Source organism: Rhodococcus sp. WB1 (assembly GCF_001700945.1).
Taxonomy (GTDB): domain Bacteria; phylum Actinomycetota; class Actinomycetes; order Mycobacteriales; family Mycobacteriaceae; genus Rhodococcus; species Rhodococcus aetherivorans.
Genome location: NZ_CP015529.1, coordinates 1385944 through 1412943, shown reverse-complemented (window position 1 = coordinate 1412943; position 27000 = coordinate 1385944). Strand labels below are relative to the sequence as shown.

At 71.9% G+C, this 27000-nt stretch carries 7 protein-coding genes; all 7 read right to left on the bottom strand.

Annotation, left to right across the window (positions count from 1 at the left end):
• Positions 1–9: 9 nt before the first annotated feature.
• Positions 10–20799, bottom strand: a complete 20790-nt coding sequence (locus A4U64_RS06400; protein WP_065922345.1) for a non-ribosomal peptide synthetase — start codon at positions 20797–20799, stop codon at positions 10–12.
• A gap of 289 nt (positions 20800–21088) precedes the next feature.
• Complete coding sequence (locus tag A4U64_RS06395) at positions 21089–21436, bottom strand: hypothetical protein (RefSeq protein ID WP_006939718.1); 348 nt, start codon at positions 21434–21436, stop codon at positions 21089–21091.
• 77 nt (positions 21437–21513) lie between these two features.
• On the bottom strand, positions 21514–23478 hold the full coding sequence (locus A4U64_RS06390; RefSeq protein WP_065922344.1) for an acetoacetate--CoA ligase: 1965 nt from the start codon (positions 23476–23478) through the stop codon (positions 21514–21516).
• On the bottom strand, positions 23475–24317 hold the full coding sequence (locus tag A4U64_RS06385) for an HpcH/HpaI aldolase/citrate lyase family protein (protein ID WP_065922343.1): 843 nt from the start codon (positions 24315–24317) through the stop codon (positions 23475–23477). Before A4U64_RS06385 ends, A4U64_RS06390 begins: the two co-directional genes overlap by 4 nt.
• A 139-nt stretch (positions 24318–24456) precedes the next feature.
• Positions 24457–25335: an HpcH/HpaI aldolase/citrate lyase family protein gene (locus tag A4U64_RS06380; RefSeq protein WP_065922342.1), complete on the bottom strand. Its 879-nt coding sequence runs from the start codon at positions 25333–25335 to the stop codon at positions 24457–24459.
• 9 nt (positions 25336–25344) lie between these two features.
• Positions 25345–25839 (bottom strand): MaoC family dehydratase, encoded by a 495-nt coding sequence (locus tag A4U64_RS06375; protein ID WP_006947103.1) that lies wholly within the window; start codon positions 25837–25839, stop codon positions 25345–25347.
• Entirely contained in the window at positions 25836–26996 is a 1161-nt protein-coding gene (locus A4U64_RS06370; RefSeq protein ID WP_006947101.1) for an acyl-CoA dehydrogenase family protein, read from the bottom strand. The genes A4U64_RS06375 and A4U64_RS06370 overlap by 4 nt, the downstream gene beginning before the upstream one ends.
• Positions 26997–27000: the final 4 nt, after the last annotated feature.

The following is a 27000-nucleotide window of genomic DNA, read 5'->3' as shown; positions in this document are numbered from 1 at the left end:
GCGCCCAGGTCAGAGCCCCCTACCGGTGATCTCGTCGGCCGCCGCGAGCACGGATCGGACCAGTTCGGCGAACCCGTCGGCGCCCAGCGCGGGCAGGACTCCGGGGATGAGGGTGTTCAACACCACGGGCACGAGCGCCTCCGCGGTGAGTGCCCCGCCCGTCGCGGTCGCCGTCGCGGCCAGTTTCTGCGCGAACTCCCCGAAGGTGACGTCCCGGCCGCCGTGGCTGAGCGCCACCGTGTCGGGGGCGGTCTCGGCGGCGGCGGCGACCAGGTCCGGCAGGTCCGCCACGGTCCGGGGCTTGCGCGGCGCGGCCACGCGGGCCCGTTCGGCCTCGGTGAGGATGTCGATCGCGCGCAGCCGCACCTGGGGGTCCGACGTCACCGCGTCCAGGACGCGGGTGAACCGCTCGGCGAACAGCTCGACCGTCTCCCGGTCGAACAGCGCGGTCGCGTAGGTGAAGATCACGTCGAGGCCGCCGAGGCCACCGCCGGGCGCGAACTGCTCGACGAAGGTGCACTGCAGGTCGAACTTCGCCTGATGGGCACCCGCCTCGAGCGGGGTGACCGCCAGTCCGGGCAGCTCCAGCGTTCCGGTCTCGATGTTCTGGAACGTGAGCATCACCTGAAACAGCGGCGTGTACGAGCTCGACCGCTTACGGCCGACGGCGTCGACGAGCCGCTCGAACGGCACGTCGGCGTTGCCGAACGCCGCCAGGTCCTTCTCCTTCGCCTGGGCGAGCAGGTCGGCGAACGTGTCCCCGCCGGCCACGCGGGTGCGCAGCACCAGCGTGTTGACGAACATGCCCACCAGGTCGTCGAGAGCTTCCTCGGCGCGGCCGGCGGTCGGGGTACCGACCGCGACGTCCTCGGCGGACGCGAGCCGCGACAGGAGCACCGCGAGGGCGGCGTGCACGACCATGAACACCGTCGCGTTGTGTTCGCGGGCGGTCTTCTCGATGCGCTGCGCGAGCGCCTCACCGATGGTGAACGCCACCGCGTCGCCCTGGGTCGACTGCCGCGCCGGCCGCGGCCGATCGGTCGGCAGCGCGAGCAGCTCGGGGCTGCCCGCCAGCTCGACGGTCCAGTACCCGAGCTGGCGGGACAGCTCGCTGTCCGGGTCGTCCGGGTCGCCGAGCACCCGCTGCTGCCACAGCGTGTAGTCGGCGTACTGGACCGGCAGCTCCGCCCATCCGGGCACCTGGGCCTCGGCGCGGGCGGCGTACGCGACCATCACGTCGCGCACGAGCGGCCGCATCGAGTAGCCGTCGGCGCTGATGTGGTGGGCCACCAGGGCGAGCACGTGCTCGTCGTCGGCGACGCGGAACAACCGCGCCCGCACCGGCGGGGTCGGTGCCGTCACGTCGAAGCCGGCGCCGAGGACGCCGGTGAGCCGGTCGACGATCTCGCTCTCGGGCACGGGCACCGGGGACAGGTCCGGCAGCGCCTGCGCCGTCGGGAGCACCACCTGGACCGGGCCGTCCTCTGTGTCCGGGTACACCGTGCGCAGCACCTCGTGCCGGGCGATCACGTCGGCGACGGCGGCGCGCAGCGCGTCGACGTCGAGGGAGCCGCTGAGCCGCACCGCGACGGGGATGTTGTAGGCCCCCGATCCCGGATCCACCTGGTTGAGGGTCCACATCCGCTGCTGCGCGAGCGAGAGCGGAACCCGGTCGGGCCGCGGCTCCGGCACCAGCGGCGGCCGGGCGCCGCGGCCGACGGACGGCTGGATCCGCCCCGCCAGCGCCGCGACGGTCGACGCCTCGAACACGGTCCGCACCGACACCCGGGTGTCGAGCGCGGCGCCGAGCCGGGAGGCCAGCTGCGTCGCGAGCAGGGAGTTGCCGCCGAGCTCAAAGAAGTCGTCGTCGAGGCCGGCGCGTTCGATGCCGAGAACCTCGGCGAGGATGCCGGCGACGATCTCCTCCACCGGGGTGGTGGGGGCACGGAACTGCCCGGCCTCGAACTCCGGTTCGGGCAGTGCCCTGCGGTCGAGCTTGCCGTTGGTGTTCAGCGGCAGTGCCTCGAGGACGACGAACACCGACGGCACCATGTACGACGGAAGCGCCTGCGCCAGCGCGGTCTTCGTCGCGGCGGCGTCGAGTTCGGCACCACCGGCCGGAACCACGTAGGCCACCAGCCGATCTCCGACGTGCGGGTCGTTGCGGACGAGGACGGCGACGTCCCGCACCTCGGCGCGGGCGCGCAGCACCGACTCGATCTCACCGAGTTCGATGCGGTAGCCGCGCACCTTGACCTGGAAGTCGGCGCGGTCGCGGTAGACCAGTTCGCCGCCGCGGTTCCAGTGCACGATGTCGCCCGTGCGGTACATCCGGCCCCCGCCGAACGGGTCGGCGACGAACCGGTCGGCGGTCAGGTCGGGACGGCCGTGGTAGCCGCGCGCCAGCTGGGCACCGGCCAGGTACAGCTCGCCGGCGACCCCGACCGGCACCGGACGCAGGCGCGCGTCGAGCACGTGGACCCGGGTGTTCCACTCGGGCACACCGATCGGCACGACCGTGGTGTCGGCGTCGTCGGTCTCGTGCACGGTGACGGACACGGCGGCCTCGGTCGGCCCGTACAGGTTGAACAGGACCGCCGCGTTGTCCGCGCGGAACTGCTGCGCAGTGGCCGCCGGCAGCGCCTCGCCGATGGCGAGCACGCGGCGCAGCGACGGCGCGACCTCCCCGCCGGCGGCGGTCATCAGCATCGAGAGCATCGACGGCACCGAGTGCAGCGTGGTGACGCGCTCGTCGCGCAGCAGCCGCAGCAGGTAGTCGGGATCGCGGTGCCCGTCGGCGGTGGCGATCACCAGGCGCGCGCCGGAGGTGAGCGCCGACCAGAACTCCCACACCGACAGGTCGAACGTGGCGACGGTCTTGAGCAGCACCGCGTCGTCCGGTCCGAGGTCGAACGCGTCCCGCTTCCACAGCATCTGGTTGACGACGGCGGAGTGCGGAACCGCCACCCCCTTGGGCCGGCCCGTCGACCCGGACGTGAAGATCACGTACGCGGTGTTCGCGGCGCGCAGCGGCGCGCGGCGCTCCGCCGCCGTCACCGGCGCGTCCGGCAGCCCGGACAGGTCCACGCGGTCGAGTTCGACCACCGGCACGCCGGGCACGTCGAACCGGTCCGCCGCGACCGTGACCACACAGGTGGGGGCGGCGGTGTCGAGGATGTAGGCGTTGCGCTCGGCCGGCTGATCCGGATCGAGGGGCACATACGCGGCGCCGGCCGTGGCGATCGCGTACATGCCGACCACGAGTTCCGGCGAGCGTCGCGCGACGAGCGCCACCCGATCCTCCGGGCCCACGCCCAGGGCGATCAGGTGCCGGGCGAGGCGGTGGACTCGGGCGCCGAACTCGCCGTATGTGACGGCAACGCCCTCGTACACCAGTGCGACCGCGCCGGGATCCCGGCGCACCTGCTCGTCGAACAGGTCGACGAGCGTTGCGGCCGTGCCGGTCTCGTGGACGGTGTCGTTCCACGCCGTCAGGACGTCGTGCTGTTCGCGCGCGAGCAGCAACGGGTGGTCACCCACCGGCACGTCCGGCGCCTGCACGAGTGCACGGAGCAACTGCTGGAAGCGCTCGGCCACGGCACGGGCGGTGGACTCGTCGAACAGGTCGGTGGCGAACGTCAGGATCGCGTCCATCCCCGACGGGGCGCCCTGCTCGTCGTACCGGTCGCTGACGATCAGGTGCAGGTCGAACTGCGACGTGCCGCCCTCGAGGTCGATCGGCGCGACGGTCAGGCCCGCCAGTTCCAGTGCGGTGCGCTGCTGGTTCTGGAACGAGAAGCCCACCTGGAACAGCGGGTGCCGCGCGGTCGAGCGAGCCGGGTTGAGCACCTCCACGAGCCGCTCGAACGGCACGTCCGCATGCGCGAACGCCTGCAGGTCGGTTTCGCGGGCCGCCGCGAGCAGTTCGTCGAACGAGCGGCCGCCGTCGACGGAGAGCCGGAAGACCAGCGTGTTGACGAACATGCCGATCAGGTTCTCGACGGCGGCCTCGCCGCGGCCGGCGATGGGCGTGCCCACCGCGATGTCGGCGGATCCGGACAGGCGGGCGAGCAGCGTGGCGAACGCGGCGTGCATCGCCATGAACACGGTCGCGTTGCGGGCGCGGGCGAGATCGCGCAACGCGGCGTGCACGTCCGCGTCCACGGTGAACTCGACCCGGTCGCCGCGGAACGACTGCTGCGCCGGACGCGGCCGGTCGGTGGGCAGGTCGAGCTGGTCCGGCAGGTCGGCGAGCGCGGTCCGCCAGTGGTCGAGCTGCCGGGCGGCGAGCGACTCGGGGTCGTCCTCGGAGCCGAGCAGTTCCCGCTGCCACAGCGCGTAGTCCGCGTACTGCAGCTCGAGCGGCGCCCACGCCGGTTCGGTGCCGGCGGCCCGGGCGGCGTACGCGGTCATCACGTCGCGGGCCATCGGGACCATCGACGAGCCGTCGGCGGCGATGTGGTGCACCACGGTGACCAGGACGTATTCGGCGGGCGCGAGGCGCAACAGCGCGATCCGCAGCGGGATCTCGCGGGTGACGTCGAAGCCGGTCGACGCGAGTGCGCGCAGCCGCGACTCCAGCTCGGCCGCCGGGACGTCGACCGGCTCGAGACCGATCGGCACCGCGGTGGCGGGCCGGATCTCCTGCACCGGACCGGAGTTCGTCTCCGGGTACACGGTCCGCAGCGTCTCGTGGCGGGCCACCAGGTCGGCCACGGCGGCGCGCAGCGCGTCGACGTCGAGGTCACCGGTCAGCCGCAGGGCCATCGGGATGTTGTAGGCCGTCGACTCCGGGTCGAAGCGGTTGAGGAACCACATGCGCTGCTGCGCCGGCGACAGCGGGATGCGTTCCGGACGCGTCCGCGCCGTCAGCGGCACCCGGCCGCCGCCGGTGGCGTCCTGCTCGACCCGCGCCGCGAGCGCGGCGACGGTCGACGCCTCGAACAGGGTCCGCACCGGAACCTGCGTGTCGAGCGCCGCCCCGAGCCGCGAGACGACCTGCGTGGCGATCAGCGAGTTGCCGCCGAGCTCGAAGAAGTCGTCGTCCGCACCCACCCGCTCGACGCCGAGCACCTCGGCGAACGTGCCGGCGACGATCTCCTCGACCGGGGTCGACGGCGCCCGGAAGACCCGGGTCTCGAACACCGGTTCCGGCAGCGCCCGGCGGTCGAGCTTGCCGTTGACCGTCAACGGAATCGCGTCGATCACCACGAACGCCGACGGCACCATGTACTCCGGCACCAGCGCGCCCACCCCGGCGCGCAGTTCCTCGACGTCGACGGTCGCGCCGTCCGCCGGCACCACGTACGCGACGATCCGCGCCGCCCCGGGGGCGTCCTCGCGCACGATCACCGCGGCCTGCCCGACCGGCTGCTGGGCCAGCACGGCCGACTCGACCTCGCCGAGCTCGATCCGGAAGCCACGGATCTTGACCTGGTCGTCCGCGCGGCCGAGGTACTCGAGGTCACCCGAGACCGCCCAGCGCGCCACATCGCCGGTGCGATAGAGCAATCCGCCGTCGGCGGAGAACGGATCGGCCACGAACCGGGCCGCGGACAGGTCCGGACGGCCCAGGTATCCGCGGGCCAGCTGCCCGCCGCCGACGTACATCTCACCGGCCACGCCCACCGGGACGGGGTTGAGACGGGTGTCGAGGACGTAGACCCGCAGGCCCGCGATCGGCACGCCCACGATGCTCGCCGAACCGGCCTCGGCCAGGTCCGCACCGATCTCCCGGTACGACACGTGCACCGTGGTCTCGGTGATGCCGTACATGTTCACCAGCCGCGGCGAGGTGTCCCCGTGCCGGGCGAACCAGCCCTCCAGGCGGCGCGGCTCGAGCGCCTCACCACCGAAGATCACGTACCGCAGGGCCAGCTCGCCACCGGTCCCGCCGGCCGTGCGGTCCGCCTCGGCGAGCTGGTAGAACGCCGACGGCGTCTGATTCAGCACCGTCACACCCTCGCGAACGAGCAACTCGCGGAACGCTTCCGGCGAGCGCGAGGTGAACCAGTCCACGACGACGAGGGTGCCGCCGTACAGCAGCGGACCCCACAGCTCCCACACCGAGAAGTCGAACGCGTACGAGTGGAACATCGTCCACACGTCCGACGGGCCGAAACCGTAGACCGACTCGGTGTTGACCATCAGCCGCACCACGTTCCGGTGCGGGATCAGCACGCCCTTCGGCCGGCCCGTGGACCCGGAGGTGTAGATGACGTACGCGAGATTCGTGGCGTCGAGCGGCGCGGTGCGCTCCTCGTCGCGGATCGGCGCGTCGTCCACCCCCGACAGGTCGACGGTGTCGAGCTCGACCACCGGCACCGCGGTGGGCACGTCGACCCCCGTGCCGGAGAGGGTGAGCACCGCGGCCGGCGCGGCGTCGGTGAGCATGAACTCGATCCGGTCGGCCGGGTAGTTCGGGTCCACCGGCAGATACCCGCCGCCGGCCTCGAGCACCGCGACGAGCGCGACCACCAGATCCAGCGACCGCGGCAGCGCGACCGCCACGAGCGACTCCGGACCCACACCCACGGAGATCAGGTGCCGGGCCAGTCGCCGCGCCCGAGAGGCGAACTCGGCGTAGGTGAGCGCCTCGTCGCCGAACCGCACCGCGATGTCGCCGGGTGCGGCGGCGACGCGCGCCTCGAACATGTCCACCAGCGTCACGTCCGCCGGGGCGACGTCGTCGCCCAGCGAGTTCCACCGGGAGACCACGAGCTCGCGCTCGAACTCGTCGACGATCTCGATGTCACCGACCGCGACCGACGCGTCGGCCGCCACGGCCCGCAGGATCCGCAGCAGCTGCTCGGCGAACGCGGCGACCCGCAGCTCGTCGAACAGGTCGGTGGCGTAGGTCACGGCGGCATCGATGCCGGCGGCCGAGCCGTCCGGGGCCACCTGCTCCGAGAAGGTGAACTGCAGATCGAACTTCGCCGTGGGCGGGTCGTAGTCGAGCGCCTCCAGAGCGAGGCCGTCGAGTTCGAACTCGGCCTGTCCGATGTTCTGGAAGGTCAGCGCCACCTGGAACAGCGGGTGCCGGGCCTGGGAGCGTTCCGGATCGAGGATCTCCACCAGCCGTTCGAACGGCACGTCCGCGTGCGCGAAGGCATCGAGGTCGTTCTCGCGCACCGCGCTCAGCAGGTCCGCGAAGGACTGCCCGCCCCGCACGTCGGTGCGCAGGACGAGGGTGTTGACGAACATGCCGACGAGGTCGTCGAGGGCGGCCTCGCCGCGGCCGGCGACCGGCGTGCCGATCGCGATGTCCTCGGTCGCGGACAACCGGGCCAGCAGCACCGCGAGCGCCGCGTGCACGACCATGAACAGCGACGTGTTCTTCTCGTGCGCGAGGTTCTGCAGGCGGTCGTGGAGCGCCTCCTCGACGCGGAAGCGGCTGGTGCGGCCGTGCCCGGAGGCCCGCTCGGGACGGACACGATCGGAGGGCAGGTCGAGCTGGTCGGGCAGGGCGGCGAGGGTGCGCTTCCAGAACTCCACCTGCTCGGCGGCCACGGATCCCGGTTCGTCCTCGGAGCCGAGCACGTCGCGCTGCCACAGGGCGTAGTCCGCGTACTGGATCTCGAGCGGTGCCCAGCCGGGCAGCTCACCGCGGGTGCGGGCCGCGTAGGCGACCATCACGTCGCGGGCGAGCGGACGCACCGAGAACCCGTCCGTGGCGATGTGATGGGCGACGAACAGCAGCACATGCTCGGTCCGGCTCAGCTCGAAGACCACCGCGCGGAAGGGCACCTCGGTGGTGACGTCGAATCCGCGCGTCACCAGTTCGCGGGCGCGGTCCGGCAGGGCCTGCGCGTCGATGCGTTCGATCACGAGCCGCACCGGGGACTCCGGCAGGATCTGCTGGTAGCCGGTGCCGTCCACGTCGGGGTAGACGGTGCGCAGCACCTCGTGGCGCTCGGTCAGGTCCCGTATCGCCCCGCGCAGCGCGGGCACGTCGAGGGCGCCGGTGAAGCGCACGCCGATCGGCACGTTGTTCACCGCCGACTCGGGGTCGAAGCGGTTGAGGAACCACATGCGCTGCTGCGCCGGCGAGAGCGGGATGCGCTCGGGCCGCTCGTACGGGACCAGCGGCGTGCGGCGGCCGGCGCCGGCCTCCTGCTCGGCCCGCACCGCGAGGGCCTCGACGGTCGGGGCATCGAACAGGGCCCGCACCGGGATCGACGCGTCGAGCGCCTCGCTGAGGCGGGCCGCGACCTGCGTCGCGACGAGCGAGTTGCCGCCGAGGTCGAAGAAGTCGTCGTCGCGGCCGACCCGCGGCACGCCCAGTACCTGGGCGAACACGCCCGCGACGATCTCCTCGACCGGGGTCCGCGGCGGGGTGAAGGTGCGCACCTCGAAGGTGGGGGCCGGCAGCGCGCGCCGGTCGATCTTGCCGCTGGCGTTCAGCGGGAAAGCGTCCAGTGCGACGAACGCGGAGGGCACCATGTACGACGGCAGCGTGGCCGCGAGCGCGTCCTTCGCCTTCGCGGGATCGAACTCCGCACCCGGCTCGGGGACGACGTAGCCGACCAGCTGCGGCCCGAAGCGCGGGTCCTCGCGCACCACGGCGACGGCCTGGCGCACCTCGTCGAGGGCGGCGAGCTGCGACTCGACCTCCCCGAGTTCGATGCGCAGCCCGCGTAGCTTGACCTGCAGGTCCGTGCGGCCCAGGTAGTCGAGCTCGCCCGCGGCGGTCCACCGCGCGAGGTCGCCGGTGCGGTACATCCGCTCGCCGGCGGCCCAGGGGTTCGCGACGAACCGCTCGGCCGTCAGATCCGCGCGGCCGTGATAGCCGCGGGCCAGCTGGACACCGGTGAGATAGAGCTCGCCGGCGACGCCGACGGGCACGGGGTGCAACCGTTCGTCGAGCACGAGCGCGTCGGTGTTCCACACCGGCGTACCGATCGGCACCGCCCCGGCGTCGTCGGCACCCGCCGTGCGGTGGACGGTCTGGATCGTCGTCTCGGTGGGTCCGTACAGGTTGTGGACGGGCGCGTCGTTCAGTGCGCGGAACCGTGCGACGGTTTCGGCCGGAAGGCTCTCGCCGCCGCAGAAGACCTGGGTCAGGGACGCGGCGGTCGTCCGGTCGAGGTGTTCGAGGACCGCGTCGAAGACGGCGGGCACGAACTGGGCCACCGTGACGGCGTGACGCGCGATCGCCGCCGCCATTCCGGCGGGGTCGCGGTGCAGGTCGGGCGCACCCACCACGATCCGCGCCCCCACCAGCGGGGGCAGGAAGATCTCCCACACCGAGGCGTCGAAGGTGGCGGGGGTCTTGAGCAGCAGGACGTCGCCGGCCGTCGGGCCGAACCGGTCCCGCATCCACAGCAGCTGGTTGACCACGGCGGCGTGCGGCACGGCCACGCCCTTCGGCCGACCGGTGGAGCCGGACGTGTAGAGCACGTACGCGAGATGCTGCGGCCGCAGCGGCGCGAGCCGGTCGGCGTCGGTCAGCGGCGCGTCGCCGTACGGCGCGGTGTCGGCCTCGTCGAGCGCCACGACCGGCACCGCGTCCGCACCGGGCAGGCGGTCCCGCCCGGACCTGGTGAGAACCAGGACGGGCGAGGCGGATTCGAGGACGTACGTGATCCGGTCCGCCGGCTGGTCCGGGTCGAGCGGGACGTAAGCGGCCCCGGCGGCGAGGACCGCGTGGATCGCCACGAGCATCTCCGTGGAGCGGCCGGCGGCCACCGCGACCACCGTGTCCGGTCCCGCGCCGCGCGCGACGAGATACCGCGCCAGCGCGTTGACCCGGGAGCCGAACTCGCGGTAGGTCAGCGCCGACTCACCCGACTCGATCGCCACGGCGTCGGGGGTGCGGGCCGCCTGCTGGGCGAGGAGATCGACCAGCGTGGCCCCGCAGTCGAGCGTGCGGCGGGGCCCCCGCGCGAGCTGCTCGACCGCGTCGAGTTCCGCGCCCGGCAGCATCGGCAGGTCGCCGACCGGCACGTCGGGCTGCTCGGTCACCAGCCGCAGCAGCCGGACGAACCGGTCGCCGACGGCGGCCACGGTCGGGGCGTCGAACAGGTCGGTGGCGTAGGAGATCTCGACGGCGAGGTCGCCCGCGTCGGTGCCGGCCGCCTGACCCTCGAGGATCGTGACCATGAGGTCGAACTTCGACACGCCCGCGTCGAGGGGCAGCTGCGCGACGGACAGCCCCGGCAGTTCCAGGGCCACGTCGCCGATGTTCTGGAACGCCAGCATGACCTGGAACAGCGGAGTCCGGGCCTGGGTGCGTTCCGGCGCGAGCACGTCCACGAGACGCTCGAACGGCACCTCGGCGTGCGCGAAGGCCCCGAGGTCGACCTCGCGCACCCGGGCGAGCAGTTCGGCGAAGGTGTCGGCAGTGTCCACCTCGGTGCGCAGCACCAGGGTGTTGACGAACATGCCGATCAGGTTGTCGAGCGAGCGTTCCCCGCGGCCGGCCACCGGGGTGCCGACGGCGATGTCCCGGGACGTGCCGAGGCGGGCCAGCAGCAGCGCCAGGGTCGCGTGGACCACCATGAACACCGTCGCGCGCTGTTCCCCGGCGAGCCGGCCGAGCGCGGCGTGCAGCGACTCGTCGATGGTGAGGCGATGTGTCGCACCACGATTCGTCGCGACCGCGGGCCGCGGCCGGTCGGTCGGCAGGTCGAGCCCGTCCGGCAATCCGTCGAGCGCCTGCTTCCAGTACTCGAGCTGACGGGTGACGACGGAGTCCGGGTCGCCCTCGGAGCCGAGCACGTCGCGCTGCCACAGGGTGTAGTCGGCGTACTGGATCTCCAGCGGCTCCCAGGCGGGCTCGTTGCCGAGCGACCGGGCCGCGTAGGCGACCATGATGTCGCGGGTGAGCGGCCCCATCGAGAAGCCGTCGCCGGCGATATGGTGCATGACCGCGACGAGCACGTGCTCCTCGGGACTCAGGCACAGCAGGCGCACGACGATCGGGACGTCGGTGGACACGTCGAAGTGGGTGGCCGCCAGCGCCCGCAGCTCGCCGGGGAGCTGCGCCGGCTCGATCCGCACGGGCTCGAGCGAGACGCGAACCTCGGACGGGGCGAGCACCTTCTGGTAGCCGTACCCGTCGAGGTCGGGGTAGACGGTGCGCAGCGACTCGTGGCGGGCGAGGACGTCACACACCGCTTCCTCGAGCGCCGGGACGTCGAGCCGGCCGGACATGCGGACGGCGACGGGGATGTTGTTCGCCGTCGAGTCGGGATCGAACCGGTTGAGGAACCACATGCGCTGCTGGGCCAGCGACAGCGGCACCCGCTCGGGCCGGGGCTGCGGCACCAGCGGGGCCCGTCGCGCCGGGCCGTCGTGACCGTCGATCCGGGCGGCCAACGTCTCGACGGTCGAGTTCTCGAACAGCAGCCGCAGCGGCACCGACGCATCGAGCGCCGCACCGATCCGCGAGACCACCTGCGTGGCGATCAGCGAGTTGCCGCCGAGGGCGAAGAAGTCGTCGTCGAGGCCCACCCGGTCGAGACCGAGCACCTCGGCGAACACACCCGCCACGATCTCCTCCACCGGAGTCGTCGCGGCCCGGAACGCCTTGACCTCGAACACCGGCTCCGGCAACGCCTTACGGTCCAGCTTGCCCGACGCGTTCAGCGGCAGCGCGTCCAGTTCCACGAACGCCGACGGCACCATGTACGACGGGAGCATCTGCCCCACCGCCGACCGGGCCGCGCCCTCGTCGAACACGGCACCGGCGGCCGGCACGACGTACCCCACCAGCTGATCCGACCGGACCAGTACCACTGCCTGCTCCACCGCCGGCACGTGCAGCAGCGCCGCCTCGATCTCGCCCAGCTCGATGCGCAGGCCGCGCAGCTTGACCTGGAAGTCCGTGCGCCCGATGTACTCGAGTTCCCCGCCCTCGGTCCACGTCACCAGGTCGCCCGTGCGGTACAACCGCTCCCCCGGCGCGCCGAACGGCGACGCGACGAACCGGTCGGCCGTCAGGTCCGCCCGACCGACGTAGCCGCGGGCCAGCTGCACCCCGGCCAGGTACAGCTCCCCGGCCACCCCCACCGGGACCGGGCGCAGCCGGGCGTCGAGCACGTACACCCGCGTGTTCCACACCGGCGCACCGATCGGCACCGACACCACGTCCGCGTCGGTCACCTCGTGGAACGTCACGTCCACCGCGGCCTCGGTCGGCCCGTACAGGTTGTGCACGCTCACACCCGGCAGCACCGACCGCACCCGGGCGGCGACGGCGGCGGCGAGGGCCTCACCCGACGCGAAGACGTACCGCAACGACGAGATCCCGCCGACCGCGGACTCCGCGACGAACACCGCCAGCATCGACGGCACGAAGTGCGCGACCGTCACCGACCGTGCGCGCATGACCGCAGCGAGATACCCCGGGTCACGGTGGCCGTCCGGCGCCGCCACCACCAGCCGCGCCCCGACCTGCAACGGCCAGAAGAACTCCCACACCGACACATCGAACGTGAACGGCGTCTTCTGCAACACCACATCCTCGGCGGTCAGCCCGTACCGCCCCTGCATCCACACCAGACGATTGACGATCGCCGCATGCGAGACGCCCACACCCTTCGGCCGGCCCGTCGACCCCGACGTGAAGATCACATACGCCGTGTTCGACGGCCGCAACGGCGCCGTCCGGTCCGCATCGGTCAACGGCGCATCCGACAGCGCCGCGACGTCCACCGCGTCGACCGCCAGCACACGCACCGACGACTCCGCCGGCGCCTCGAACCCGTCCCGCGTCGTGGTCAGCACCACCACCGGTTCCGCCACCTCGAGGATGTAGCCGTTGCGCTCCGCCGGCTGATCCGGATCCACCGGCACATACCCGCCCCCGGCCTCCACGACCGCGTACATCCCCACCAGCAGATCCACCGACCGGCGCATCGCCAACCCCACCAGCGACTCCGGCCCCACCCCCACCGACACCAGATGCCGCGCCAACCGGCGCACCCGCCCGGCGAACTCGCCGTACGTCAACGACTCGTCCCCGAACACCACCGCCACCGCCTCCGGCGACCGGCGCACCCGCTCCTCGAACAACCCCACCAACGTCACCGACGGCACCGGATGTGCCGTGTCGTTCCACACCTCGAGCACCCGCGACCGCTCCACCGGCTCGAGGATCTCCAGGTCGCCCACCGCCACCGACGGATCCGCCACCACCTCCTCGAGCACCCGCACGAACCGCGCCGCGAACCCCGCCACCGTCGACGCATCGAACAAATCCGTCGCATAGGTGATCTCGGCGACGAGCCCGTCGGCGCGGCCGTCGTCCGAGGACTCGGACAGCGTCAGCTGCAGGTCGAACTTCGCCACCGAGGTATCGATGGCCTGCGTCTCCAGGACGAGACGGGGCAGCTCCACGTGGGTCGATCCGAGATTCTGGAAGGCCAGCATGACCTGGAACAGCGGATGCCGCGCCGTCGACCGGGCGGGATTGAGCACCTCCACCAGCCGCTCGAACGGCACGTCCGCGTGCGCGAACGCCCCGAGCGCCGCCTCGCGGGCCCGGGCGAGCTGCTCGGTGAACGGCCGGTTCGGGTCCACCTGGGTGCGCAGCACCAGGGTGTTGACGAACATGCCGACCACGTTGTCGAGTTCCTGCTCGCCGCGGCCGGCCACCGGGGTGCCGATGGCGATGTCGTCGGTGCCCGACAACCGCGCCAGCAGCACCGACAGCGCCGCGTGCACCACCATGAACAGGGTGGTGCCCTGCCGGCGCGCGACCTCGTCGAGCGCGGAGTGGATCTCGGAGGACACGACGAATCGTTCGGTCCCGCCGCGGAACGACTGCCGTGCCGGCCGGGGCCGGTCCGACGGCAGGTCGAGCTGGTCGGGCAGCCCGGCGAGGGTGTTGCGCCAGTATGCGAGCTGATCGGCGATCAGCGACTCCGGGTCGCCCTCGGAGCCGAGCAGTTCGTGCTGCCACAGCGTGTAGTCCGCGTACTGCACCGGCAGCGGCGGCCACGCGGGGCGCTCCCACTCGATGCGCGCGGCGTAGGCGGCCATGACGTCGCGCGCGACGGGTCCCATCGACCAGCCGTCGGCGGAGATGTGGTGCATGACGATCGCGAGCACGTGCTCGGTCGGGCCGATCTCGAACAGGTGGGCCCGGATGGGCACCTCGCGGGTCACGTCGAACCCGGTGGATGCCAGCGCCGAGATCTCCTGCTGCAGATCCTCTTCCGTGATCAACGTGGGCGTCAGGTTGGGCACCGCCGTGGCGGCGTCCGTGACGACCTGCATCGGCCCGTCCGGCCCTTCCGGGTAGACGGTGCGAAGCGACTCGTGCCGGTCGATGACGTCCATGATCGCGACCTGCAGCGCGGTGATGTCGAGCTCACCGGACAGCCGCAGGGCGAAGGGCAGGTTGTAGGTGGCCGACTCGGGCTCGAATCGGTTGAGGAACCACATGCGCTGCTGGGCCAGGGACAGCGGGATCCGGTCGGGGCGCGGCCGGGCCACGAGCGGGATGCGCCGACCGGCGCCGGCCCGGTGTTCGACCCGCGCGGCCAGCGCGACGACGGTCGACGCCTCGAACAGCAGGCGCACGGGCACCTGGGTGTCGAGGGCCGCGCCGAGCCGGGACACGAGTTGTGTCGCGACGAGCGAGTTGCCGCCGAGTTCGAAGAAGTCGTCGTCCAGTCCGACGCGGTCGATACCGAGGACGTCCTCGAACGTGCCCGCGACGATCTCCTCGATCGGCGTGGTGGGGGCGCGGAAGGTCCGCGCCTCGAACACCGGCTCGGGCAGTGCCTTGCGGTCCACCTTCCCGTTCGGGGTGAGGGGGACGATGTCGAGGACGACGCACACCGAGGGGACCATGTAGGACGGCAGGAATCCGGCGACGTACTCGGTGAGTTCGTCGCTGTCGAGGCCGGCCTCGCCGTGGACATAGGTGACGAGAGTGGTCTGGCCCGAGGGCGTCTCGTGCCCGATCGTGGTGGCGAAGTCGACGGCGGGGTGGGACAGGAAGGCGGCGTCGATCTCACCGAGCTCGATGCGGTAACCGCGGACCTTGACCTGGAAGTCGGTCCGTCCGGCGTACACCAGCCGGCCCTCGTCGTCCCACCGCACGACGTCCCCGGTGCGGTACATGCGCTCGCCCGGCGCGCCGAACGGGGAGGCGACGAAGCGGTCCGCCGTCAGCGCCGGTCGCCGGTGGTAGCCACGGGCGAGGGCGTCCCCGGTCAGGTACAGCTCGCCGGACACGCCGACCGGGACGGGGTGCAGACGCGGGTCGAGCACCAGGGCACCGACGCCGGCGACGGGCGTGCCGATGGTGATGGGCTCCCCGGGGCGCAGTTCGCCACGGGTGGTGACGATCGTGGTCTCGGTGGGGCCGTACGCATTGAAGTAGCGGCGGCCCGGAGACCAGCGGGCGACCAGGTCGCCGGTGGAGACGTCGCCGCCGACGTTGAGGACGCGCAACGTGTCGAGGTCGCGGGGGTCGACCGAACCGAGCACGGCGGGAGTGATGACGGCGTGGGTCACCCCGTGCGCCTTGATCAGGTCGTGCAGTTCGGTGCCGCCCAGCACGTTCGCGGGGGTCACCACGAGCTCGGCGCCGGAGGCGCCGGCCATCAGCCACTCGAGCACCGACGGGTCGAAGCTGGGCGCGCACACGTGCAGCACCCGGGACCGGTCGGTGACGCCGTAGAGTTCGACGCTCTCCTGGACCAGCGCGGCGAGCCCGTGGTGGGTCACGGCGACGCCCTTCGGCAGGCCCGTCGAGCCCGAGGTGTAGATCATGTACGCGACGTGGTCCAGGCGCAGCGAGGCGAGCCGGTCCGCGTCGCGGACGGGCGCGGCGGACGCCCGCGCGATCGCCGCGACGGTCTCGGCGTCGTCCAGGGCGTTCCAGTCGAAGTCCGCGGGCAGCCCCGGCAGGTGCCCGGCGGTGGTCAGGCCGAGCACGGCGCCGGAGTCCCCGACGATGTGCCGGATGCGCTCGATCGGGTGCGCGGGATCGATCGGCACGTACGCGGCGCCGGTCTTGGCTACGGCCCACACGCAGTGCACCATCTCCGCCGAACGCGGGAATGCCAGTGCCACAATTGTTTCGGGACCGACGCCACTGTCGATGAGGACGCGCGCGAGACGATTGGACCACTCGTCGAGCTCGCGGTAGGTGAGAGCGGAGTCGCCGCACCGGACGGCGACCGTGTCGGGAGCGAGATCCGCACCGGCCGTGAGCAACTCGACGAGCGGCCGCTCGCTGCGGTGGAGCCCGGGGCCACGGACCGAGGCGAGCCGCGCCGACTCCTCGGGCGCAAGGATGTCGATGTCACCGACGGGCGTGGCGGCGTCGGCGACGATCGCCTCGAGGATCCGCACGAAACGCTGCCCGAAGACGTCGACGGTGTCGGCGTCGAACAGGTCGGTCGCGTACTCGAACACGGCGTCGACACCGGCCGGGCGGCCCGCGTCGTCGGTGCGCTCGACGAGCCACAGCTGCAGGTCGAACTTCGCGATCGGTACGTCCAGCTCGGCCGCGGTGGCGCGCACGCCGGAGAACGAGATGTCGCGCGTGCCCGGAGATTCCACGGCGAGCGCGGCCTGGAACAGCGGGTGACGGGCCGTGGAACGGGGCGGCTTGAGGACCTCCACGAGCCGCTCGAACGGGACGTCCGCGTTGGAGAAGGCGCTCAGGTCGGAGTCGCGGACCCGGTCGAGGAGTTCCTCGAAGCGCGCCCCCGGATCGACCCGGGTGCGCAGCACCAGCGTGTTGACGAACATGCCGATCAGGTCGTCGAGGAGACGATCGCCGCGGCCGGCGACGACGCTGCCGACGGTGATGTCGTCGGATCCGCTCAGCCTCGACAGGAGCACGGCGTAGGCGGAGTGCATCACCATGAACAGCGACGCCTGATGCGAGCGGGCCACCTCGGCCAGCCCCCGGTGGGTCTCGGGCGAGATCCCGAAGCGGCGCTTGCCGCCCCGGTAGGAGGCGACCGCCGGGCGGGGCCGGTCCGCGGGCAGGTCGAGCTGATCCGGGATGCCCTCGAGTTCGCGGGTCCAGTAGGCGATCTGCTGCGCAGAGATCGAGTCCGGGTCGGATTCGAGACCGAGCACATCGCGCTGCCACAGCGCGTAGTCGGCGTACTGCACCGGCAGCGGGGACCAGGCCGGTTCGGAGCCGGCGGCCCGCGCCGCGTACGCGGCCACGATGTCGCGCACGAGCGGCTCGAAGGACGATCCGTCCGCGGCGATGTGGTGCAGCACCATCGCCAGGACGAACTCGTCGTCCGCCAGGCGATACAGCGCGATCCGGAACGGCAGGTCGACGGTGACGTCGAATCCGCGCTCGGCCAGCGCCACGACCCGGGCGAGCAGATCGGACGCGGCGATGTCGAGGACGGGCACACGGCTGTCGACGTGTTCGACCGGCAGGATCACCTGCTGCGGTTCGCCGTCGACCGCCGGGTAGACGGTGCGCAGCGTCTCGTGCCGGGCGACGACGTCGCCGAAGGCGGCGTCGAGGGCAGCGGGATCGAGCGGACCGGTCAGCTGCACCGTGAAGGGCAGGTTGTAGGCGGCGGTGCCGACGTCGAACCGGTTGAGGAACCAGATCCGCTGCTGCGCCGTCGAGAGCGGCAGCACGTCCGGCCGCGAGCCCGCCACGAGCGGCCGGCGGGCCCCGGACCCGGACTGGCGCGCCACCCGGGCGGCGAGACCCACGACGGTGGACGACTCGAACAGCACCCGCACCGGCACCTGGGTGTCGAGTGCGGAGCCGATCCGGGAGACCAGCTGAGTGGCGACGAGCGAGTTGCCGCCGAGTTCGAAGAAGTCGTCGTCGAGCCCGACCTCGGCGACTCCGAGGACCTCGGAGAACGTCTCGGCCACGATCCGTTCGGCGGCGGTGCGCGGCGCCCGGAACATGCGGGCGCTGTTGAACACCGGCTCGGGCAGGGCCTTGCGGTCGAGCTTGCCGCTGGTGTTGAGCGGGAACGCCTCGAGCACCATCAGCGAGGCCGGCACCATGTACGACGGGAGCGCCCGCCCGAGCGCCTCGGTCAGCGCCTCGGCGTCGATCGCGTGCCCGGGGGCGGCGACGAGGTAGCCGACGAGCTGGTCGCCCGTCGCCGTGGGCACCACGAGCACGACGGCCTGCGACACCTCCGGGGCGGCGAGCAGGACCGTCTCGATCTCGCCCAGCTCGATCCGCTGGCCGCGGAACTTGACCTGGAAGTCGGTGCGGCCGATGTAGTCGAGGTATCCGCCACCGTCCGCGCCGAGGCGCCACAGCACGAGGTCGCCGGTGCGGTACATCCGGTCGCCGGGCGCACCGAACGGATCGGCGAGGAACCGGTCGGCGGTGAGGTCGGGGCGGCTCAGGTAACCGCGCGCGAGCTGGACACCGGCGAGATACAGCTCGCCGGGCCGGCCGGGCGGCACAGGGCGCAGCCGGTGGTCGAGGACGTAGGCGCGGCTGTTCCACTGCGGCACGCCGATCGGGACGGTGGTCACGTCCTCGGGTCCGGCGCGGTGGTAGGTGATCGAGACCGCGGCCTCGGTGGGTCCGTAGAGGTTGTGCAGCTGCGCGTTGCACAACTGGGCGAACGCCGCGGCCGTCTCCGCCGGCAGGGCCTCGCCGATCACGAACACGTGCCGCAGCGTGTCGCACGAGCCGGGGCGGGCATTGGCGACGAACACGGTGAGCATCGACGGGACGAAGTCGGTGACGGTGACGCCGTGCGCGGCGATCTTGTCGGCCACGTACATCGGGTCGCGGTGGCCGTCCGGGGTGGCGACGACCAGGGTCGCACCGACGCGCAGCGGCATGAAGAAGCCCCACAGCGACACGTCGAACGTCGTCGCGGTCTTCTGCAGGTACACGTCGGACGCCGACAGCGCGTACTGGTCGTTCATCCACCGGATCTGGTTGTCGATCGCCCGGTGGGTGACGGCGACGCCCTTGGGCCGCCCCGTGGAGCCGGAGGTGAAGATGACGTAGGCGGTGGTGTCGAGGCGCACCGGCGCGAGCCGGTCGGCGTCGGCGAGCGGGCGCGTGTCCAGGCCGGTGAGGTCGAGGCGGTCGATCTCGACCACGTCGAGGCCGGCAGGCAGGTCCACCTCGTCGCGCGCGGTCGTGACCACGCAGACGGGCCGGGCCGTCTCGAGGATGTAGGCGGTCCGGTCCGCGGGATGGTCCGGGTCGATCGGCACCCAGGCGCCGCCGGCCTTGACGATCGCGTACATGCCGACGAGCAGTTCCAGGGAGCGCCGCACCGACAGCCCGACCAGGGACTCGGGTCCCACGCCGCGGGCGACGAGCAGCCGCGCGAGCGCGTTCGCGCGGGCGTCGAACTCGGCGTACGTCAGGCTCTCGCCCTCGTACACGAGGGCCGGGGCGTCCGGTGTGCGCGCCACCTGCTCCTCGAACGCCTCCAGCAGCGTGCGGTGGTCGAGGGGGTGCTCGGTGCGGTTCCACTCGGTGAGCACCTGGGCGGTCTCGGTGCCCGTTCCGAGGGGCAGGTCCCAGACGCGCCGGTCGGGATCGGAGGCGACGAACCGGTCGAAGAACTCCACGAACCGGGAGTGGTGCGCACGGGACTCCTGCGCGCCGTAGAGGTTGGGGTTGGACTCGAAGTCGATGTGGGTGTGCGTGCCGCCGCTCTTGTAGACGTTGACGCCGAGGTCCTCGATGAGACCGGTGGACAGGATGTTGATCCGTCCCACCATGTCGCCGAGGCGGACCTCGTTGTCGAACAGCATGATGTTGATCCACGGCCCGAAGAACGTCGAACGGCCGCCGGCCGCGTTGCCGGCGTCGCGGACGATGTCCTCGTGGCGGTACCGCTGGTGCCGCAGCGCACCGGAGACCGCGGCGGTGGCCGCCTCCACGAGCTGCCGCACGGTGGTGCCGGAGTCCACGTCGAGCCGCAACGGCACCACGTTGGAGACCATGCTGCCGGACCGGCGCAGCACCGCGGTGGTCCGCGCGGCGACGGGCAGGCTGAGCACGACGTCGGTGCGGCCGGTCATCTGGGCCATGTAGGCGGCGAAGGCGGCGATGACCGCGGTCGCGAGGCTGGTGTTCTCGCGTTCGGTGAAGCTGTCGACGAGCCGCTCGACGCGGTCGCCGAGGGCGGCGCTGTCGATCCGGCTGACGGGGGCCGGCGGGGCGGTGCGGCCGGCCAGGCTGGTGGGTTCCTCGATGCCCTCGATGACCGTCGACCAGTACTCGCGGTCGGTGTGGAACCGGGGTGAGTTCCGGTACGCGATCTCGGCCTCGTACACGGTGCGCACGTCCGAGGCCTTGTTGGGGCTGGGCTCGGCGCCTTCGACGGCGGCGGTGTAGAGCTCCGCGATGCGCGTCATGAAGGTGGCGGCACCGAAACCGTCCAGGGCGAGGTGGTGGACGCGGTTGTACCAGAAGTAGCGGCGCTCGCCGATCTGCAGGACGGTGGCCACGATGAGCCGGTCCTTGAGCACGTCGACCGGCGTGCTGCGGTCGGCGCGCATCCATTCGAGCGCGGCCTCGCGAGGGTTCTCCGCCGCCCGCAGGTCGACGAACCCGAGCGGCGCCTCGAGGCTGGGATCGACCAGCTGGTAGGGCTGCGCGTCGACCTCGAGGAAGCGCAGGAAGCCGGACCCCATCTCGAGGGCGGCGCGGGCGCTGGACTCCCGGAGCAGGTCGACATCGAGGTCGCCGACGAGCTCGACGTACTGGGCGATGTTCGCGGGCACGGAAGGATCGACGTGTTGCGCGAACCACATCCCGAGCTGCGCCGGGGAGAGGGGGAAGGCACCGTCCGGCACGTTCGCCGCGTTCGTGTTCGTCGCACCCGATCCGCCGACACCCAGCGAGTCCAAACCCCAACCTCTCTCTCACCGTCGGACGCAGGCCCGACCGTCGCGCCCGGTGGCCCGGGCGAGCACCGTGCTCAGGTATATCTGCAGTTCAGGGGAGGAGCGTTACACGGCGGACAACGGCGCGAACGCCGCGAGACCCGCCGGGACAACGATCCCCCCGCCTGTCGGCGCGGAGCTGCCCGAGCAGGTTACTCGCCGGTCGCCTTCCGGCCGCGTGACTTGCGCACCGGACCAATCTACAGGGTCGGTAAGGTCGGCTTCATCTTCGCCGCCGGGGGTGTCGGAGCCGTCACCACAGCACGGCGATGACGACGTTGAGGACACCGAGAGCACCGGCCGCGTGTGCGAGGGCGGCGGTCGAGCCCGGGTTCTGCCGTTCCTTCTTCATGCCGACGATCGCGAGGACGAGGATGACGACGGCGACGACGAGCTTGATACCGATCTTCATGTGGTTCAGGTCGGCGTCGTTCGCCTCGTTGAGCCCGACCAGTGCGAGACCGGTCACCACCTGCAGGATCGCGCCGTGCAGCATGCCGGCCACCACGCGCGGTTCCTTGATCACGGCGAGCCAGGAGCCGATGATCCCGGCGAGGCCGATGAAGTGCAGGATGAGGAAGATCTTGATCGCGACGTCCATGCGGCCATCGGATCACCCGAGCAGGACGGATGTCCAATCAGGCTCACCCCACCGGATGTGCCGTCTGGTGACGCGGGTCACCGCGGCTCCTTCCGCTGCCCCGCGTACCAGTCGAGCAGCTCCGGCGCGTCGACCGCGCTGCGATCCACCGTGCGTGCCGCGTCGGCGCCCTGGAAGAGCCGCTTGATCGGCACCTCGAGCTTCTTGCCGGTGCGGGTGTGCGGCACACCGGGGGCGGCGACGATGTCGTCGGGGACGTGCCGCGGCGAGGCCTGCTCCCGGATTGCCGCGCGGATCTTCTCCCGCAGCTCGTCGTCGAGCTCGACCCCGTCGGCGAGCACCACGAACAGCGGCATCCAGTAGCCGCCGTCCGGCTGCTCGGCGCCGATCATGAGCGCCTCGACGACCTCCGGGAGTTTCTCGACGGCCTGATAGATGTCGGCGCTGCCCATCCGGACGCCGTGCCGGTTGAGCGTCGAGTCGGAGCGCCCGTGCATCTCCACGGTCCCGCGCCCGGTGATCGTGATCCAGTCGCCGTGCCGCCACACCCCGGGATAGACGGAGAAGTACGCCTCGCGGTAGCGGTGCCCGTCCGGGTCGTTCCAGAAGCGGACCGGCATCGACGGCATGGGTGCGGTCACCACGAGCTCCCCGACGTCGTCGCGGACCGGGCGACCGTGTTCGTCGTACGCGTCGAGTGCGACGCCGAGGTACGGCACCGACAGCTCGCCCGGCCACACCGGGACAGTGCGTACCGCGCCGACGAAGGCCGACACCACGTCGGTGCCGCCGGTGATGGACATCACCGGGACGTGTTCGCCGACGTTCTCCGCCAGCCACCGCGACGAGGACGCGGGCAGCGTGGACCCGGTGACCCCGACGGCCCGCAACGCGGACAGGTCGTGGTCCCGCCGGGGTACGACGCCCGCCTTGATGCAGGCGAGCACGTAGCCGGGACTCGTGCCGAGGACGGTGACCCGTTCCTCCGCGGCGATCCGCCACAGCCGGTCGACCCGCGGGTGTGACGGGCTGCCGTCGTAGCAGACGATCGTGGCCCCGACGAGCAGCCCGGCCGCCTGGAAGTTCCACATCATCCAGCTCGGGCTGGTGTACCAGAGGAAGGTGTCGTCGGGCCCGAGGTCGGTGTGCAGCGAGACCGCCTTGAGATGCTCGAGCACCACCCCGCCGTGCCCGTGCACGATGCCCTTCGGCAGGCCGGTGGTCCCGGAGGAGAACACGACCCACAACGGATGGTCGAACGGCACCGGCTCGGGGTCGAGGGGTTGGGCCCCGACGGTCGCCGCCTCCCAGGTGAGCGCGCCTTCGAGGTCCTGCCGCGGACCACCGAGCCGGGGCACCACGACGGTCAGCGCCAGCGACGGCAACCCCTCCCGCAGCCGGCCGACCGCCTCGGCGCGGGGGTGGGTGCGGCCGGCGAACCGGTAGCCGTCGGCGGTGATCAGGGCAGCGGGGTCGAGTTGCCCGAGCCGGTCCAGGGCTGCGGGGGCCGAGTAGTCCTGGCCGCAGGCCGCCCACACGGCGCCGATGCTCGCGGTGGCGAGCAGCGCGACAAGGGCCTCCGGGATGTTCGGCAGGTAGCCGACGACGCGGTCACCGACGCCGATGCCGTGCTCGCGCAGCGTGGCGGCCAGCGCGGCCGCCTGCCTGCGCAGTTCGGCCCAGCCCAGCTCGGTGCGTTCCCCGTCCTCGCCGACGTACACGATCGCCGGGCGGTCGTCGCGCGCGTGCCGCAGGGCCTGCTCCACGTAGTTCAGTCGCGCCCCGGGGAACCAGACCGCCCCGGGCATCGAGGCGTCGGCCAGCGCCGGTCCCGGATCGGTGCGCGACCGCACGTCGAACCAGTCCCACACGTCCTGCCAGAACCGCCCGAGGTCGTCGACGGACCACCGCCACAGAGCGTGGTAGTCGGGAAGAGAGAGGCCGTGGCGCTGCTCGACCCACCGGGTGAAGGCGGTGATGCGGGCGTCGGCGACGTCCTGTTCGGTGGGGGTCCACTGCGGCGGCACCGGGGTGTCGGTCATGCCGTCGCACCCCCTCGGTGATCGCCCGAGCGGGCCTCGACGGAGCGGTGCAGGATCTGCTCCGCGTGCCGCAGCACCGGCGCGTCGACCATCCGGCCCTCGAACTGGAACACCCCCCGCTCCTCCGGCACCGCCGCCAGCACCCGCCGCGCCCACGCCACATCCTCCGCGCTCGGCGCGTACGCGGACCGGATCACCGCCACCTGACCGGGGTGGATCGCCACCTTCGCATCGAACCCGACCGCCACCGCGTCCAGCGCCTCCGCCCGCAACCCGTCGTGATCCCTGATGTTCAGATACACCGAGTCCAGGGCGAACCGCTCGTACGCCTTCGCCGCCAGCAACGCCTGCGACCGCACGTGCCGCGCCACGTCCCGATACGTCCCGTCCCCCCGGCGGGACGACTGCCCACCCAGGCCGACCACGAGATCCTCCGCACCCCACATCAGACCGACCGTGCCCGCCGCCAGGGCGATCTCGTCGACCTTCAACGCCCCCAGCGGGGACTCGATCAGCGCGATCACCTCCCGCGGCGCCAGCGACGTCACCTGCTGCGCCGACTCGCACTTGGCCAGCATCACCCGCATGTAGTCGGTGGCCGCCAGCGCCTTCAGGTCCGCCTCGTGCTCGTCGGTGCCGACGGGGTTGACCCGCACCACCGTCCGGGCCGGATCGAGCAGGGTGTCCTGCAGGCACCGGCGCGCGTAGTCCTTGTCCCCCGGCGCCACCCCGTCCTCGAGATCGAGGATCACCACATCCGCCGTCGCGGCCGCCTTACCGAACCGCTCCGGACGATCGGCCGGACAGAACAACCACGCCGGGCCGCCGACGCTGTACATAGAGACCTCCTCGATCGGGTGATCTCTTCGATGATGCGGCCCGGGCACCGCACTGTCAGCACAATCGTGACCCGAGCGCGGGACGGGTGGTCGTCCGCGCGGGAATTCCGCGCGGACGACCGGCAAGAGCGCGGATCCGTCAGGCGCCGGCCGCTGCCTCCGACTGCCCGGCCGCTGCCTCCGACTGCCCGGCCGCTGCCTCCGACTGCACCGAGCGGTGCAGGATCTGCTCCGCGTGCCGCAGCACCGGCGCGTCGACCATCCGGCCCTCGAACTGGAACACCCCCCGCTCCTCCGGCACCGCCGCCAGCACCCGCCGCGCCCACGCCACATCCTCCGCGCTCGGCGCGTACGCGGACCGGATCACCGCCACCTGACCGGGGTGGATCGCCACCTTCGCATCGAACCCGACCGCCACCGCGTCCAGCGCCTCCGCCCGCAACCCGTCGTGATCCCTGATGTTCAGATACACCGAGTCCAGGGCGAACCGCTCGTACGCCTTCGCCGCCAGCAACGCCTGCGACCGCACGTGCCGCGCCACGTCCCGATACGTCCCGTCCCCCCGGCGGGACGACTGCCCACCCAGGCCGACCACGAGATCCTCCGCACCCCACATCAGACCGACCGTGCCCGCCGCCAGGGCGATCTCGTCGACCTTCAACGCCCCCAGCGGGGACTCGATCAGCGCGATCACCTCCCGCGGCGCCAGCGACGTCACCTGCTGCGCCGACTCGCACTTGGCCAGCATCACGCGGGAATAGGGGGTCTTCGCGAGGGACTCGAGATCGGCGAGGTGGTCGGCCGTGCCGGCCGGGTTGAGCCGCACCACCGTCCGGGCCGGATCGAGCGGGGTGTCCTGCAGGCACCGGCGCGCGTAGTCCTTGTCCCCCGGCGCCACCCCGTCCTCGAGATCGAGGATCACCACATCCGCCGTCGCGGCCGCCTTACCGAACCGCTCCGGACGATCGGCCGGACAGAACAACCACGCCGGACCACCCACGGAGTCGACGGAACCCATGCTTGTCCCCTATCCCTTCTGCGTGTCGTCGGCGGGCCGGCATTGCACGAGTGTCTGGCGCACCGCGACCGCGACGACGTCGCCGTGCTGGTTGCGGGCCGTGTGCTCGAGCGTGACGATCCCCTGCCCCGGACGGGACTTGGACTCGCGCTTGTCGGTGACCAGGGTCTCGGCGTACAGGGTGTCGCCGTGGCGGACCGGCGCGGGGAACTTGATCTCCGAGAAGCCGAGGTTGGCGACGATCGTGCCCTGGGTCAGCTGCGCCACCGACAATCCGACGAGGGTGGACAGGGTGAACATCGAATTCACCAGGCGCTCACCGAATTCGGTGCCCTCACTGTAGGCGGCGTCGAGGTGCAGCGCCTGCGTGTTCATCGTCATCGTGGTGAACGCGACGTTGTCGGCCTCGGTGACGGTGCGCCCGGGGCGGTGCTCGTAGACCGTGCCGACCTCGAACTCCTCGAACCACAGTCCCCGCTGGGTGACGCGTCGCTGAGCGCTCACAGGCCGAGCTCCCGCGCCACGAGCATGAGCTGGACCTCGGTGGTGCCCTCGCCGATCTCGAGGATCTTGCTGTCCCGGTAGTGCCGGGCCACCGCGTACTCGTTCATGAAGCCGTAGCCGCCGTGGATCTGCGTCGCGTCGCGCGCGTTGTCCATCGCCGCTTCCGACGCGACCAGCTTGGCGATGGCAGCCTGCTTCTTGAACGGCTTGCCCGCCAGCATGAGGGCCGCGGCGTCGTAGTAGGCGGCGCGGGCGGCATGGGCCCGTGCCTCCATCCGGGCGATCTTGAAGGCGATCGCCTGGTTCCGGCCGATGGGACGGCCGAACGCCTCGCGCTCCTTCGCGTACTTGACGGACTCGTCGACGCAGCCCTGCGCCGCGCCGGTGGACAGGGCGGCGATCGCGATGCGGCCCTCGTCGAGGATGCGCAGGAAGTTCGCGTAGCCGCGGCCGCGCTCGCCGAGCAGGTTCTCCGCCGGCACCCGCACGTCGGTGAAGCTCAGCGGGTGGGTGTCCGAGGCGTTCCAGCCGACCTTGTTGTAGGCGGGCTCGGCGACGAAGCCGGGCGTGTCGGTGGGCACGACGATCGTGGAGATCTCCTTCTTGCCGTCGCGTTCGCCGGTGACGGCGGTGACGGTCACGATCTCGGTGATGTCGGTGCCGGAGTTGGTGATGAACTGCTTGCTGCCGTTGATGATCCACTGGTCACCGTCGAGCTTGGCGGTGGTCTTGGTGCCGCCGGCGTCGCTGCCGGCGCCGGGCTCGGTCAGGCCGAACGCGCCCAGCGCCCGTCCCGCGGCGAGCTGCGGCAGCCACTTCTGCTTCTGCTCCTCGGTGCCGAAGCGGTAGATCGGCATCGCGCCGAGCGAGACGCCGGCCTCGAGGGTGATGGCCACGGACTGGTCGACCTTGCCGAGTTCCTCGAGCGCGAGGCACAGCGCGAAGTAGTCTCCGCCCTGCCCGCCGTACTCCTCGGGGAACGGCAGCCCGAACAGGCCGAGGTCGGCCATGCCCGCGACGACCTCGTACGGGAACGTGTGGTTGGCGTCGTGCTCGGCGGCGACGGGTGCGACGACGGTCTGCGCGAAGTCTGCGACGGTGTTCTTCAGGTCCCGGTAGTCCTCGGGAAGCTGTCCGGTGGAGAGGTAGTCGGTCATCGGG